This window comes from Wolbachia pipientis, assembly GCF_001752665.1.
Taxonomy (GTDB): Bacteria; Pseudomonadota; Alphaproteobacteria; order Rickettsiales; family Anaplasmataceae; genus Wolbachia; species Wolbachia pipientis_A.
Map to the genome: position 1 here is coordinate 56206 of NZ_MJMG01000007.1, position 16186 is coordinate 72391.

Genomic DNA, 16186 nt, shown 5'->3' on the forward strand with positions numbered 1-16186 from the left:
TGGTGGCGATGAAAAACGATCATCTGAATACGGTGATGGCGGCGAAAAACGATCATCAAGAGGTGGAGCGCTAGGAGATCGATCCTTACTATATTCAGGAAATTGACTGCCTTCTTGTGCTTTAGCTACCTTTATTTTTTCATTGACTTTCCTATTGCACGGAAGAACAGTAAAGATGATACACAACATACCACTATATTAACTAAGAAAACAGCAAAAATATTAGTTTGGTTCACAAACATACCAGCCATAAGAAAACTGGCTGCAGCAAATACTAACCCACTACAAGCAAAACCACCTTGCCATCTAATTAAATAATTCAAAGACTTAACTGCGCCCTCTTCTTCTGCTTTTTTTAGGGCTTGGCCCTTTACATAAGTCTGATACAATACACACATAGCAAAATGATGTACAACACATAATAACAGCAGACAACAAACTGCTGCTGTTTTATCGTTGTTATCTGACAATGCAACGTTTTGCTTATGCAACCAAGTATTTTGTTGCTGCAATGTATAATTCTCTTGACGCAATATACTATTTTCATAATTTAACCTAACATTTTACTGGCATGATCTATTTGAATCAAATACCAAATATAACTGACATAAAAGCTCACATAATTTACATAAAAGCTCACATAATAAAAGCTTATCTAAAAAATCATCACTCCTGTATACACTTTCAATATAGTATACATAAGGAGGTACATCCACATTTACATTGAAATTCACTTCAGTATAACCACTACCATATTGATAATACTGTTGATACCTATCACGATTATTATTACAGCTACGGAAATACCGTAGCTGTGACGAGAGCTATACCCTCATTATTTACTAAACCTATATTATCATTAATTATAAAATAGACCTTTCGCGAAATTAATGCTCAGAAGATTTTCTGGGGTCCAGAAAACTATTAAGTTAGATAGCCTTTAAAACAAGAAAATTTCATCAAAAAGACACATTTTTTACTTTTTTGCAATAATTTTCTGTTTTGCAAAAGATCTAATGTAGTCAATTTCTGGAATTAAAACTGTAGTAAAAATTTCACTAAAAAGATTTATATTAAATGCCGTTATGGTAGGATGACAAGTATTGAACAACTTCCAGAGGTTAAATAAATTCACTTGGCTTTGCACCAAGAAGAGACAGCAGAACCTCTGGAAGATTATATTAATTAACTATAATAAAAAACGTGTAAAATTGAGCCTATGTAGGAGATGTGCCATYCAAACTTCCTAGAAAAGAATGACTTGATCGTCTCCAAGTAAGAAAATGGCTTCTCTTTAATTTCTATACCATCTATCACCATACTGATAGCTTCCTTTATCTCATTATCTGTAATTAATTCCCTTAATTTATTTTTGATAGGGCCCCTACCAACTGCCTTGCCATACCTATTATAATAATCTAAATAAAGCCTATCAAAAATAAATTTTTTTACATCTTGTAATAATTGATGAATACATTTTTTCTTATCAGGAGTCAATATACGCCCATTGTAAAAATCATCAAAATTCTCTTTTGAAATTTTTAGTTTTTTATTGTTGCTATAACTATCAAGACACTCTTTTGTAAGATCAGACATTCTCCCATAGACCTGATCATTTACTTCAACTGTAAAGTTATTTGTTACATCGAAACAACTTAATGAATAAATGATACGATTAAACATTCCAGGAGTACAGTTTCTCATTCCCTCTTTTAAACGCACCAGTAAAATACACTTCAGAAGAGCCAAATCTAATCTTTGCCTTTTTGCAGAAGCATAAACTAAATTTATCGCTTGAGTTAGAGTCAAATCAGTCTGTGATTCTCTCCAATGTGATTCTCTCCAAGTTGCATTATTAGAACCATTAAAATTTAAATACCATTTTAACCTCTCTTTTGCTTCTACAGTAAGCTCATTAGACCCATTTATATAATCTGCAATTTCACTGTCTAACACAGTTGATTGCAGTTGTTGAGGAAAACTTTGTTTTAATTCTAGAGCACATCGAATAATACTACCTTGAAAGGTAGTAGTCTGAACATTTTCTCCGTTGTCATTTTCTATATCACTAGTATTAAACAAAAAACTTAGATGTTTTGCATTAAGCCCAAGAGGTGTAAAACACTTTATCAATGGATACTTAATCAATTCAAGCGGTATTACTAGAGACAGCAAAATAATATTTAGCCCCATCATGTAATAACTAAGCCGACTTACACAATAATTATAATACCTATTTCTTATATCTATTAAAGACAAAGCATATAAAAATGGAAGCTGTAAGAGATATATTAAATATATTCCAGAAAACAATACTTTATCTTTTAAGTTAATTGTTACATCCCCCCAAACTTCAGAAAACTTATTTTGTTCACTAATGTTATCATGTTTAAATGCTTGATAACTGTGTAAAATTTTCAACCCCACTTCATTCAGCCAATAAACTAAACCAATTATTATAATGGCTGCTAATATATTAATGACTGCTAATGCTTGTATATTAGCAGTCCTAATATACAAGAAATAATTATATACATGAATGGCTAAATACGTAGCAAGAATAGCAATAATTGCAGCCTTAGCTATAGCCTTAAATCTTCTTACTATAATGGGTTCTAATATATCACCACCCCCAATATACAAGCAATCATTATATATACGAATGGCTAAACACATAGCAAAACTAGCAATAGTTGCAGCCTGAGCTATAGCCTTAAGTCTCCCATTATTTATAACACCTAACATACTAATACCTACCATATGAAAACATAAAATTTAACATAAGTATAACATATATTTTACCATAACAATATTTATTATTACTTCTTTACTCTATCCAATAACCCATTAATAAAACCAATTTCACTTAATTTGCTAAGTAAATCAGATGCAATATCAGTATATTCACTAACAACAACTGCTATTGGTGTATCAAAATTAATGAGTTCACNAACCTCTGGAAGATTATATTAATTAACTATAATAAAAAACGTGTAAAATTGAGCCTATGTAGGAGATGTGCCATCAAACTTCCTAGAAAAGAATGACTTGATCGTCTCCAAGTAAGAAAATGGCTTCTCTTTAATTTCTATACCATCTATCACCATACTGATAGCTTCCTTTATCTCATCATCTGTAATTAATTCCCTTAATTTATCTTTGATAGAACCCCTACCAACTTCCTTGCCATACCTATTATAATAATCTAAATAAAGCCTATCAAAAACAAATTTTTTTACATCTTGTAATAATTGATGAATACATTTTTTCTTATCAGGAGTCAATATACGCTCATTGTAAAAATCATCAAAATTCTCTTTTGAAATTTTTAGTTTTTTATTGTTGCTATAACTATCAAGAAACTCTTTTGTAAGATCAGGCATTCTCTCATAGACCTGAGCATTTACTTCAACTATAAAGTTATTGATTACATCGAAACAACTTAATGAATAAATGATACGATTAAACATTCCAAGAGTACATAGTCCATTTCCCTCTTTTAAACGCATCAGTAAAATACACTTCAGAAGATCCAAATCTAATCCGTGCCTTTTTGCAGAAGCATAAACTAAATTTATCGCTTGAGTTAGAGTCAAATTAGTCTTTGATTCTTTCCAAGTTGCATCATTAGAACCATTAAAGTTTAAATAACGTTTTAACTCCTCTATTGCTTTTACAGTAAGCTCATTAGACCCATTTATATAATCTGCAATTTCACTGTCTAACACAGTTGATTGCAGTTGTTGAGGAAAACTTTGTGTCAATTCTATAGCACATCGAGTAATACTATCTTGAAAGGTTCCCGTATGAACATTTTGTGAGCTATTTTCTATATCACTAATATTAAACAAAAAACTTAGATGTTTTGCATTAAGCCCAAGAGGTATAAAACATTTGATCAATGGATACTTAATCAATTCAAGCGGTATTACTAGAAACAGCAAAATAATATTTAGCTTCAGCATGTAACGAGTAAGCGGATATCCAACACAACACACATTTCTTATATCTACTAAAGGCAAAGCATATAAAAATGGAAGCTGTAAGAGATATATTAAATATATTCCAGAAAACAATACTTTATCTTTTAAGTTAATTGTTACATCTCCCCAAACTTCAGAAAACTTATTTTGTTCACTAATGTTAGTATGTTTAAATACTTGATAACTGTGTGAAATTTTCAACCCCACTCCATTCAGCCACCAAACTAAACCAATTATTGTAATGGCTGCAATGCTTGCTTTTAGGCCACACCCACTTACCGCAACAACAGCTGAATACATAGCAATGGCTAAACACGTAGCAGAAATAGCATTAAGTGTAGCATTAAATATTCTATCATTCATTATTATTCTGTGATTTCTAACACTTAACATACCTAACATATAAGCTAAACCAATTATTATAATGCACATTATAAAGGGTATGATAATGTTTACTAATATAAAACTACCCGTAGTATACAATACATTATACATAACTACTTTTAGGCCATACCTACTTACCGCAGCAATGGCTAAACACATAGCAAGACTAGCAACAGCTATAGCCTTAAGTCTTCCGTTATTTCTAACACCCAACATACTCAAACTTAAAATTTAACATAAGTATAACATATATTTTACCATAACAATATTTATTATTACTTCTTTACTCTATCCAACAACCCATTAATAAAACCAATTTCACTTAATTTGCTAAGTAAATCAGATGCAATATCAGTATATTCACTAACAACAACTGCTATTGGTGTATCAAAATTAATGAGTTCACATATCGCAACACGTAAAATAGCTAAACTGACAATATTTAATCTTTCAAGAGACCAACTCGGACGTAAATGTGCTTCTATTATTGTATCATATTCTTTTTTTATATTATCATTTAGAATCTTGTGTGATAATCCATCTAGAAGATGCTTGTCAAATTCCATATTATAAAATAAATCAGATAAACAGTTGATATATTCTGGCAATCGTTCAGAAAAATAGCTTACAAAGCTGTTCGAATAAGCAACTTGTACAGCAAGAAACCTTGCCATACTCCTTTTTAGATGATACTTCTCCTTATTTAATGATTTTTCATCCATATTTTTAAAAACAAGTATCAAACATGTATAGCTTTAATATTTATACTGAATTTTACTAAGCATTGTTCAATTAAAGTAATTATATTATTAAATATCCAATATATTAATAATCCTGCAGGAAATGAAGATACAATAAATACAGAAATATATGGCAGAAATCTCATAACATTAAATTCATCTGTTTTATATATATGATCTTCTTTATTTAATTTGTGTATTATTAACATAGTAATACCATAAATTATAGGTAAAATACCTATAGAAATAGGTAATTCATACTTAAACAAAGTAAAAACATTTGTTGGATCTGGTGCTGAAAGATCTTTTATCCACAAATAAAAAGGGGCATGCCTCATTTCTATTGTAACAAATAACACCTTATATAATGCAAAAAATACAGGTGTATGTATAAAGATGGTAGAAAAGATACTTAAGACTGGATTGATGTTATTTTTCTTATATAATGCCATTGTTTCTTTGTTTTGTTTTAGTGGATCATTTTTATATAACTCCTTTATACGTACTATTTCAGGATGTAAATATTTCAGCTTAAGTTTTGAAATGTGTGATCTGCTAGATAAAGGTAACATTACAATTTTCACTACCAATGTTAGTAATAATATTGCTAAGCCAAAATTTTTTAACAGCTGATTAAAGTATGCAAGCAACAAGAATACCGGTTTAGTAATAAAATAGAGTACACCAAAATCCACAGCTTTATCAAAGCGTGGAATATTGAAAGTATCTTTATAAAAATCTAGAAGGTCTAGCTTTTTTGCTCCAGCAAAGAAATAGTTGATATTAGAAACATTTTGCCCTGGAAGTATAGTTATATTAGGTTTAGTAAAATCCACCTGAAATCTATTGCTCTCATTAATAATTTTATGTTTTATACTTACATTTACTTTACTATATTGTTCAGGCACGATAGCTGTAAACCAATATTTATCAGCAAAACCAAACCAATTTTCTGTATCTGTATTTATCTGAATAAAATGCTTTTTAGATAAGTCTTTATACCTCCACTCTTTCAATCTATCATCAAACACACCCAACACACCTTCATGCGACAACCAGCTAGAATCATTAATATTATCACGTTTACGATTTATTTTACCGTATGGAGTTAAAACTATATTATCTTGTGTGTTATTTTCCACTATTTGCTTTATTTCAAATAAGTAGTCGTGCACTAGTTTAATTCCCATTTTAAATATAACATTACTTTTATTATTCCAATATAACTCCATTTCCTGGCCATTAGCTTTATTTACTTGCCACATAGTCTCAGAATTTGGAACTTCAATTTTATTATTAGGGTCTAGCCAACCAAATTCTGCAAAATACACATCCTTTGATTCCGAGGGAGATAACAATGTCACTTGTGGCGATAAAGGATCTGGTGTAACATGATAAGTAGCTAATGTTAAATCATCAAACCTAGCGCCTTTTAAATAAATTGATCCATTCAACATATTATTGGAAAAACTCACTCTCTGTTTACTAGTAGAATCAATAATATGCAACCGATCAATATCAGTATGATCTAAATTAAAGCTTTCTAAAGATTTTTGCTGAATACTTTTAGTTTTATTAATAAAATTATCAGAAATCATATGCCAGAGTAATATTATTAATGTAGATAATATAACTGCTAAAATTAAATTTTTTTCTTCTGACATGTCTGATACTTTAATTTTAAGTGTATATTAAATATTGCACTCAAACAATAATAAACATTAAGGGTTTGGAGAAAAACTAGTGAGAGATTTAATCATTTGGCTATTTATCATTATTACTGTAGCAATGTTCTATAATTCATCTAATCTTGTTCTAGATGGTACCACAATAAGCAATAGGATACTAGCACCATATAAAGGCAAAGTTCAAGGTGATGGAAGCGTGGAATTTAGTAGAGCACGAGACGGACACTTTTATATACAAGCACAAATTAATAATCGTAATATAACATTCCTACTTGATACCGGTGCAACTGATATAGTTCTTTCACATAAAGATGCATTACATGCTGGTATTGATGTACAAAATATCAGTAATTTTAAGATATATGAAACTGCAAAAGGCTTTATAGAAGCTAAAATAGTTGAGATTCCAGAAATGAAAATAGGTCACTTCTTAATTAGTAATGTTCAAGCAAGTGTAAACAGCTATTCCATGTCTCGTTCTTTACTAGGCATGAGCTTTTTAAAGCACTTTGATTTCATGATAAAAGATGATACATTGATCTTGTACCGTAGTTAATAAACTAGGTCAATCAATTATGGTATGGCCTAGTAGACATTCTGTATGTTGTATATATTTATTATCAGGACCTATGTTATAATTGCTACAATTATATTTTATGTTATAGTCTAACAGATTAGATTAAAAGGGTATACATGAATAAAGATATAATAAAACATTTTAATAAATTATTAACAAATGAGTTAACCTCTGTACGTCAGTATCTACTGCATTTTTCGGTTCTAAAGCATAATGGAATTCACAAGTTTGCAGATAAAGTACAAAAAGAACTCACTGAAGAACTTGAACATGCAAATGAGTTAGCAACAAGAATATTATTATTAAATGGGATTCCAAACTTTCAAGATACAAATCAAATATCAGAATATCATGGAAAATTCACAAAAAACACAGTCAAAGAAATGTTAGAGACTAACCTAAAATTAGAGGTAAAAGGTATGCAAGATATCAAAGAAGCAATTTTTGTTGCCGAAAGCGAAAAAGATTTTGTAAGTGTAATTTTGTTAGAAAAATTATTAAAAAATGAAGAGGAACATTTTCACTGGATTAATGCACAAATTAATCTTATTGAAATAATGGGCATAGAAAATTACATAAAAACACAGTGCTAAAGAATATAGTATTTGTTACAGTTCTTTTACTACTCTTCTTACTAGGATTATGGCAATTGTTTAGATTTAACTATAAAAATAGTATAATAAAAAACATTGGTCTACCACCCACACATCTTTCACAGACTGACAATCTCGAAAAATTTAATTATAAACGTGTGGAGATTGATGGAATATTAAGTAACATAGAACTATATGTTTTTGCCGGAAAACGTGGATATTATGCACTCTCCCCAATGCTGCTTGCAAATGGAAAGTACATGCTGGTTAATAAATATATAACTAAAAAAAAAGAAGTAAAACAAAAAGAGATAATTAAAACAACTCTAGACGGAATCTTAGACTGTAATAACAATAAAAATTGGTTTATTAAAAATAACCCCTCAGAAAACACATGGTTCACATTGAACACAAGAGAAATATCTAATGAATTAGGGATTAAGCTAGAAAAATGTATACTCTGGAAAGAGTTTAATAAGCTGTCTATACAACCAATGAAGCATCTAGAATATGCTATTACTTGGTTTGTTCTTGCTCTTATTTGGTTAGTGATCGGTATAAAAACAAGAAGATATGCAGCATGCAATGAGTTTTAATGATTTTTATGGAAGTAGAATGTAATCACTTCCATTCTTTACAAGACATAGCTCTTTGTATTCTTGCTTAGATCTATACTTAAACTCTTGAACTTGACAGACAATCTAAAATAAACTACTTATATAAGCCACATATTCTTATAACAAATGACACATACTACAATAGTATCAATTGCTTCAGATCACGCTGGTTTTGAACTTAAATCAGAAATAGTACCATACTTAAGAGCATTAGGTTACGCTGTTATAGAACATGGATGTACTGCTGATCAGGAATGTGTAGATTATACAGACTACGCTATTAAAGTCTTAGCAGATATAGCAAATAAGAAAGCAGCCTATGGTATACTGATTTGTGGTACAGGCTTAGGTATGAACATTGCAGCAAATCGTTTGAAAGCAGTGAGAGCTGTGTCATGTAATAACATTGAAATTGCAAAATTAGCTCGTGAACATAATAATGCCAACGTACTGTGCTTAGGTGCAAGACTCATTGCTACTGAATTAGCAAGAGATATAGTAATAAACTTTTTAGAGACAGAATTTTCACAAGAGCCACGACATACAAAACGAGTGAATAAGCTAAATGATATTAACGAAAAAACTTATAATGAAAGTGAAATCTCAAAATTTGCTAAAATAGCAGATGACTGGTGGAATCAAAATGGCAAATTTAAGATGCTACATATGATAAATCCAATTAGAGGGTCTTACATTATAGAAAAAATTAAAGAATTCAAACAATGTGATTTAAAGGAAATATTACTACTCGATGTAGGATGTGGTGGCGGCATCTTATCAGAAATGACAACACGTGTTGGTATTAATACTGTAGGAATAGACATATGCGAAAAAAACATCAAGATAGCACAGTCACATGCAGAAAAAATGGGACTTAATATAGAATATATACATACCAGTATTGAACAGTTCAACGATAACAAAAAATATGATATTATATTACTAATGGAAATAGTTGAACACGTAGATAATTTAGACTTTTTTGTAAGTAGGACATTAGAACTTCTAAAACCAGAAGGTTTAGTTTTCATATCCACAATAAACAGAACTATAAAGTCCTTTCTGCTTGCAATTATTGGCGCAGAGTATATACTAAACTGGGTGCCTAGGGGTACTCATAATTGGAAAAAATTTTTAAAACCATCAGAAATTGCAAATCTTTTTAGACAAAATAATATTATGCTACAAGACATGGTAGGTATGGAATATAACGTCATAAAAAATGAATGGAAATTGACTAAAAACGTAGATGTTAACTATATAATTTGTGGTCAGCTAGCATAATGGATCAATTTTACATAACCACTCCTATATATTATGTAAATGACAAGCCGCATATCGGACATGCATATACTTCACTGTTATGCGATGTAATAGCTAGATTCATAAGATTAGATGAAAAGAGTGTAAAATTTACCACAGGTACCGATGAGCATGGACAAAAAATTGAAAAAGCAGCTAAAGCAAATAGAATAGACCCACAAGATTTTACAAATAAAGTCAGTACTACATTTAAGGAATTAGCTGCATTTATGAATTTCCAATATGATGATTTCATTCGCACTACTGATAAGCGCCATGTAAACGCAGTAACCGCCTTATGGAATAGGTTACAAGAAAGAGAGCAGATTTATTTAAGCTGCTATTCAGGGTGGTATTCAGTACGTGATGAAGCATTTTATCAAGAATCAGAATTAATTAATGGTAAAGCACCAACAGGCGCTGATGTTGAATGGCTCAAAGAAGAGAGTTACTTCTTCCGATTATCAAATTGGCAGGACAAGTTATTGCAATTTTATCAAGATAATCCAGATTTCATTTTTCCCGAAAGTAGGAAAAATGAAGTTATCGCATTTGTTAAATCTGGATTAACCGACCTTTCAATTTCACGCACTAGTTTCAGTTGGGGAATCACAGTACCAAATAATAACAAGCATATAATTTACGTATGGATAGACGCACTAACAAATTATATTACATCAGTAAATTTCCCCAATGTTGAAGATAATGAATATAAAAAGTTCTGGATGAATAAAAATTGCTTTAATGTCCATGTAATCGGTAAAGATATATTGCGTTTCCACGCTGTGTACTGGCCAGCAATTCTTATGGCTACAGAGCTTCCGCTACCTAAACAGATTGCTGTACATGGCTGGTGGCTTAATGAAGGAAAGAAGATATCAAAATCACTTGGTAATATTATTGACCCTATTAAATTGTCCAAGGAATTTGGTGTTGATCAGTTACGTTATTTTCTTCTACGAGAAGTAAATTTTAGCCAAGATGGAAATTTTAGTAAACAAACTATGATATCCAGAATAAACTCAGAGCTTGCAAATAATGTAGGTAATTTAGTACAAAGAACAATGTCATTCTTACATAAACAGTACAATGGAGTGATTCCAATAATTGACAAAAACTTGCTTATAGGTAATGAAAGCTTACCAAACTGTAAAACTATATACAATCAAATAAAAGGTTATTTATCTAAATATGAATTTAATAATATTATTGCTTTAATTTTAAATATTTCTTCAGAAGCTAATGCTTATATAGATAAAAGCACCCCATGGATATTAAGCAAAACCAATACAGCACAAATGAATTTAGTAATTTGTAAATTATTAGAACATATAAGAATAATAGGTATCTTACTACAACCTATCATTCCACAATCTGCAGAAAAAATTCTAAATCAGCTTCAAATTCCCCAAGAGGAACGGAAGTTTAAATCACTGTATAATGCACAAATACAGTACGGTACAACACTACCTAAACCAGTACCAATTTTTCTAAAATTTATACCATAGTAGCACTCTTTTAAAATGTTTTATAATTATCTATTATTCTCCTGTTTTGATTTCTTAATTTCTCTTGTGTAGCAAAACCCATAGGTTTGTTCTGGCCTTGATGATGACCATTCTGACTGTTTCCTTGTCCTTGATCTTGTATGATAATCATCTGCTCTGAATTTTTTTCCTCCTCCAAACCCTTCATAGAATTGAGCTCTTTCCATGTACCACATCTACTTGATTCATCTGTTTTATTATTAGATTTGTCAACATAATCACGGTCACATAGCATATTATAATCATTTGTGATATCACTCCATAACCCATCCCACTGATATCTTAACTTAGTCCAATATTTATCAGCATATTTCTCTTTATTACCTGTAAATATTCCTATACCTACTATACGAAGTGATACACAAATAAAATTAACTAAGTGCTTCACAAAAGATCCAGAACCAAATAATAACATACCAGATACTCTTAAAATCGGATTACCTTTTTTCTTATCTTTTTCCATTAAATACCTACCCAACTCGATAGGAATAAATGTAAACGCATTAGCAGCCATTTTGCCAATAGTTGTAGGAAAAACAATAAGAACAGACCATATACTTTTTAGCATTTCCACATCGTCCTTATAACCTCTAATCTCGAAAAAAGAAACTCTCTCTTTTTTATCACGAGAAATATATAATAATTCAAGGCTCCTCTCTTTATTAGTCTTATCCTGACCTTTTGTAGAAAATTCAAGCTTTCTACCCGGCGACACATTACATTCAAAAACTGGAAGGTACTCCCTGACATCTCGCGACTCAACACCTAGTGCAAATCCAAATGGCTCATATTGCTCTTTACCAGAATTTTTGGCATGTTTAAAAAAGCCAGGATTTAATGCTAAAAACTCAGTAGTAAAATATACATTATTACAGCCAGTTATATCACCTTCAGGATGAATTTTACGCAGTAAATATTCTTTTGCACCATATTTCAACTTATAACTATCACCTTCTGTAGAAATCTGAGCATTTTCTACAATTTTATCATACTCTTTCGGATACTTATATCGCTTTTCTCCATATGTCATTACTTCCCTTAAATCTTTAATATAAACTTCATCAGATCCAAGAAGCTTCTTTTGTAACCAATCATACCAAACAAGTACATGCCCTACAGGTTTAACTTTACTTTCTATAAACTGAAAAGCTTCTATAAATTTCGTAATTAACAACATAAATACATAACCTTACTATACTACAATAATAAAACCACCATGTTAAATATATATTAAAATAAATTTGTTAATTTAGCAAGAAAGAATTTAAAAGCAAAAATAACGATTAGAACAAAAAATTGTAAAAGTCAGAATAACATACGTGATAATTGATAAACATTGAATAACTCTTATTAAAAAAAATCTAATAATGGGATTATGAATATAATCTTCACATATTATCTGCATTCCTAAAACTGCATGGTGAAAAGCATAAAATAATATCACAATAAAAAATAAAAACTCCAAAGGATTAATCAATGGTTTCCAAGTACTTTCTATTAATAAATTAGAATTATTTATACAAAAAATCAAATAAATACACCAAGGAAATAAAAATAATAAAACTAAAGCAGAAAACCTCTGACTCTTCCAGTAATGCACTGCATCCTTAACCTGCTTCATATATTAAAATAAAAAATTACAGAAGAAAAAAGTAAAACCAGCATTAATACTGTAGCACTTACTAAGACACTAGTAATTCCCAACCCTATACCTACATCCCACAGTAAATAGCGGATACCATTTAAAAAGTGATAAGTAAGAATTATAAAACAAAAAAGATAAAATAATTTAGCAAAGAAACTAGACGACAATGTATGTAAATAACTTACTATAAATAGATCTGGAACCCACGTATGTAATATGTAACACCAAGAAACCGCTATTAACAAGCAGAACAACAAGATACCTGTTATCCTGTGCATACCAGAGAAAAAACTGGTAACTTGTATTTTATATATTTGTAAATGTGGAGAAAGAGGCCTATTGTTCATAAAACAAAAAAGAAAGTAGAAATAAAGGCAGCAGCATGTGCATAATAACACCATTATTAAAAAACAGTGAATTAATACACAAAGCCTAAGGAGGTAATCCAGCCGCAGGTTCTCCTACGGCTACCTTGTTACGACTTCACCCCAGTCACCGACCCCACTTTAGATAACTCCCTCCTTACGGTTAGGTCGTTAGCTTCAAGTAAAGCCAATTCCCATGGCGTGACGGGCAGTGTGTACAAGACCCGAGAACGTATTCACCGTGGCGTGCTGATCCACGATTACTAGCGATTCCGACTTCATGCTCTCGAGTTGCAGAGAACAATCCGAACTGAGATGATTTTTAAGGATTAGCTCAACCTTGCGGCTTTGCAACCCATTGTAATCACCATTGTAGCACGTGTGTAGCCCACTCCATAAGGGCCATGATGACTTGACATCGTCCCCACCTTCCTCCAGTTTATCACTGGCAGTTTCCTTAAAGTCCCCAGCATGACCTGATGGTAACTAAGGATGAGGGTTGCGCTCGTTGCGGGACTTAACCCAACATCTCACGACACGAGCTGACGACAGCCATGCAACACCTGTGTGAAATCCGGCCGAACCGACCCTACCTCTTCAGGTAGGCTTAATTTCCATGTCAAGGAGTGGTAAGGTTTTTCGCGTAGCATCGAATTAAACCACATGCTCCACCGCTTGTGCGGGTCCCCGTCAATTCCTTTGAGTTTTAATCTTGCGATCGTAGTCCCCAGGCGGAATGCTTAACGCGTTAGCTGTAATACAGAAAGCAAGCTTCCCATATTTAGCATTCATCGTTTACAGCGTGGACTACCAGGGTATCTAATCCTGTTTGCTCCCCACGCCTTCGCGCCTCAGCGTCAGATTTGAACCAGATAGACGCCTTCGCCACTGGTGTTCCTCCTAATATTTACGAATTTCACCTCTACACTAGGAATTCCTCTATCCTCTTTCAATCTCTAGATTAGCAGTTTTAAAAGCAATTCCAAAGTTAAGCTTTGGGATTTCACTTTTAACTTACCAACCCGCCTACGCGCCCTTTACGCCCAATAATTCCGAATAACGCTAGCCCTCTCCGTATTACCGCGGCTGCTGGCACGGAGTTAGCCAGGACTTTTTCTGTGAGTACCGTCATTATCTTCCTCACCAAAAGAGCTTTACAACCCGAAGGCCTTCTTCACTCATGCGGCATGGCTGGATCAGGCTTTCGCCCATTGTCCAATATTCCCCACTGCTGCCTCCCGTAGGAGTCTGGACCGTATCTCAGTTCCAGTGTGGCTGATCATCCTCTCAGACCAGCTATAGATCATTGCCTTGGTAAGCCATTACCCTACCAACTAGCTAATCTAATATAGGCTCATCTAATAGCAATAAATTTTTCCCCCGTAGGGCGTATACGGTATTAGTCACCATTTCTAATGATTATTCCGTACTATTAGGTAGATTCCTATACATTACTCACCCGTCTGCCACTAAGTTATTATTACAGCAAGCTGTAATAATAACCCCGTTCGACTTGCATGTGTTAGGCCTGCCGCCAGCGTTCATTCTGAGCCAGGATCAAACTCTCAAATTTAGACTTCAACCTAAAAGACTGATCTAAAAGGTTGAATTAATACAATAATTTAGCTTAATACTGCTGCCTTTATTTCTACTTTAAAAAATCTCCAACTATTCAAACAACTTACTCGACTATTATCGTGCTGTATAATCAGCATGTCAATATGTTTTTTGCAAATTAAAAAATTTAATATAATATAAGGCTTATATAATTAAAAACTAATGAAGAAGCATATCATATTATTCACTATATTAATTAGTACATCAATATACTGTTTGACTACATCCGCAGGTGATAAACTTTATAAGGTATTATTTGGACAAGATCCACTAGAGCCATTACTCGAAACAGAATCTAATTGGCAATATCTTGTTAAATTTGAACATGCAGCTAAGTATGTAGGATTATCAGAAGCAGTATCTACTTATAACAGTCTCGCAAGTGATAAGAAAACACCTCATATCCTACGTGAATTAGCACAATATCTGGAAGTAATGAATTCACTAGATTATACAATAGCAGAAGAAAAAATTAATAATTTAAAATCTAGTACTGTTTATCCATACTCAAGCAAAGAAGCAATTGCAATAATTAAGATACATAATAATGATATTCCAGCTGCAGCAGAAATACTTCGCTCACTACTTAATGATGTGCAATGTCCACACTCAATAAAGACTAACGCTCAAGAATTACTCCAAATATATGATAGTCAATAAAAAAACTCCTTTTACAGTAAGATTATGTGTTGCATTTTATTTTTATTTTAGTTATAAGATAGCTTTAATTCTATTAATTTTAATTAAAATTTTGAAATTTTCGGGGGCATTGCATGAAAAAATTTATATACACCAAAACTGCTCTAGCTTCTTTATTAACTCTCTGTTCTTTAAACAGTTTTGCAGTAGATGAAGAGATAAAAAAGTTAGACACTTCGCTAGAAGTAATAAAGACATCAAATAGAAAATTAAGAGAAAAAATGGATAGGATATGTAATACAGTTCCAAAGAAAAAAGAAACAAAAGGTTTTGTCCATAAAATAGAAGATACTGCTAATACTGTAGGTGATAGAGTGAGCAAGGTAACTAAAGATATAGGTGATAAAGCTAGTGATGTTGCTCAAGCGACAAAAAATAAAGCAAGCGAGATGACTCAATCAGTACAAAACAAAACAGCAGACATTGCKY

The 16186-nt window shown here is 31.8% G+C and carries 15 protein-coding genes and 1 rRNA gene; 6 read left to right on the top strand and 10 right to left on the bottom strand.

The window, feature by feature from the left end:
• Positions 1-131: 131 nt before the first annotated feature.
• The 6 genes from BIY23_RS03295 to yidC all read right to left on the bottom strand — a co-directional run bounded on the left by BIY23_RS03295 (position 132) and on the right by yidC (position 6771).
• Positions 132-533 (bottom strand): hypothetical protein, encoded by a 402-nt coding sequence (locus BIY23_RS03295; protein WP_070065120.1) that lies wholly within the window; start codon positions 531-533, stop codon positions 132-134.
• Between the two features lie 652 nt (positions 534-1185).
• Positions 1186-2745 carry a hypothetical protein gene (locus tag BIY23_RS03300; RefSeq protein ID WP_186820155.1) on the bottom strand — a complete coding sequence of 520 codons (1560 nt, stop codon included), beginning with the start codon at positions 2743-2745 and terminating at the stop codon, positions 1186-1188.
• Between the two features lie 74 nt (positions 2746-2819).
• A complete protein-coding gene (locus BIY23_RS04980; protein WP_081326544.1) occupies positions 2820-2942 on the bottom strand; it encodes a transcription antitermination factor NusB in 123 nt (40 codons plus the stop codon).
• A 63-nt stretch (positions 2943-3005) separates the two neighbouring features.
• The gene (locus BIY23_RS03305) at positions 3006-4583 is read right to left on the bottom strand and encodes a hypothetical protein (protein WP_081326541.1); all 1578 of its coding nucleotides are present in this window, start codon (positions 4581-4583) and stop codon (positions 3006-3008) included.
• 59 nt (positions 4584-4642) lie between these two features.
• Positions 4643-5089 carry a transcription antitermination factor NusB gene (gene nusB / locus BIY23_RS03310; RefSeq protein ID WP_070065150.1) on the bottom strand — a complete coding sequence of 149 codons (447 nt, stop codon included), beginning with the start codon at positions 5087-5089 and terminating at the stop codon, positions 4643-4645.
• A 17-nt stretch (positions 5090-5106) separates the two neighbouring features.
• Positions 5107-6771 carry a membrane protein insertase YidC gene (gene yidC / locus BIY23_RS03315; RefSeq protein ID WP_070065122.1) on the bottom strand — a complete coding sequence of 555 codons (1665 nt, stop codon included), beginning with the start codon at positions 6769-6771 and terminating at the stop codon, positions 5107-5109.
• A 124-nt stretch (positions 6772-6895) separates the two neighbouring features.
• Between yidC and BIY23_RS03320 the strand changes: the two genes are divergently transcribed.
• The 5 genes from BIY23_RS03320 to metG all read left to right on the top strand — a co-directional run bounded on the left by BIY23_RS03320 (position 6896) and on the right by metG (position 11392).
• Positions 6896-7351, top strand: a complete 456-nt coding sequence (locus tag BIY23_RS03320) for a TIGR02281 family clan AA aspartic protease (RefSeq protein WP_081326545.1) — start codon at positions 6896-6898, stop codon at positions 7349-7351.
• A 137-nt stretch (positions 7352-7488) separates the two neighbouring features.
• The gene (bfr, locus tag BIY23_RS03325) at positions 7489-7965 is read left to right on the top strand and encodes a bacterioferritin (RefSeq protein WP_070065124.1); all 477 of its coding nucleotides are present in this window, start codon (positions 7489-7491) and stop codon (positions 7963-7965) included.
• Positions 7959-8561, top strand: coding sequence for an SURF1 family protein (locus tag BIY23_RS03330; RefSeq protein WP_070065125.1), 603 nt, complete (start codon positions 7959-7961; stop codon positions 8559-8561). Before bfr ends, BIY23_RS03330 begins: the two co-directional genes overlap by 7 nt.
• A 147-nt stretch (positions 8562-8708) precedes the next feature.
• Positions 8709-9866, top strand: a complete 1158-nt coding sequence (gene ubiG / locus BIY23_RS03335) for a bifunctional 2-polyprenyl-6-hydroxyphenol methylase/3-demethylubiquinol 3-O-methyltransferase UbiG (protein ID WP_070065126.1) — start codon at positions 8709-8711, stop codon at positions 9864-9866.
• The gene (gene metG / locus BIY23_RS03340) at positions 9866-11392 is read left to right on the top strand and encodes a methionine--tRNA ligase (protein ID WP_070065127.1); all 1527 of its coding nucleotides are present in this window, start codon (positions 9866-9868) and stop codon (positions 11390-11392) included. Before ubiG ends, metG begins: the two co-directional genes overlap by 1 nt.
• A 10-nt stretch (positions 11393-11402) precedes the next feature.
• On the opposite strand, the gene BIY23_RS03345 is transcribed toward metG, so the two are convergent.
• From BIY23_RS03345 to BIY23_RS03360, 4 genes are all read right to left on the bottom strand, one after another.
• Positions 11403-12608 carry a hypothetical protein gene (locus BIY23_RS03345; RefSeq protein WP_070065128.1) on the bottom strand — a complete coding sequence of 402 codons (1206 nt, stop codon included), beginning with the start codon at positions 12606-12608 and terminating at the stop codon, positions 11403-11405.
• 87 nt (positions 12609-12695) lie between these two features.
• Positions 12696-13052 (bottom strand): succinate dehydrogenase, hydrophobic membrane anchor protein, encoded by a 357-nt coding sequence (gene sdhD / locus BIY23_RS03350; RefSeq protein ID WP_070065129.1) that lies wholly within the window; start codon positions 13050-13052, stop codon positions 12696-12698.
• Positions 13049-13477, bottom strand: a complete 429-nt coding sequence (gene sdhC / locus BIY23_RS03355) for a succinate dehydrogenase, cytochrome b556 subunit (protein WP_315940525.1) — start codon at positions 13475-13477, stop codon at positions 13049-13051. The genes sdhD and sdhC overlap by 4 nt, the downstream gene beginning before the upstream one ends.
• 32 nt (positions 13478-13509) lie before the next feature.
• A 16S ribosomal RNA gene (locus BIY23_RS03360) occupies positions 13510-15014 on the bottom strand.
• Positions 15015-15274: 260 nt separating this feature from the next.
• Here BIY23_RS03360 and BIY23_RS03365 point away from each other — a divergent pair.
• Positions 15275-15718, top strand: coding sequence for a hypothetical protein (locus tag BIY23_RS03365; RefSeq protein WP_261722512.1), 444 nt, complete (start codon positions 15275-15277; stop codon positions 15716-15718).
• The last annotated feature ends 468 nt before the right edge of the window (positions 15719-16186 follow it).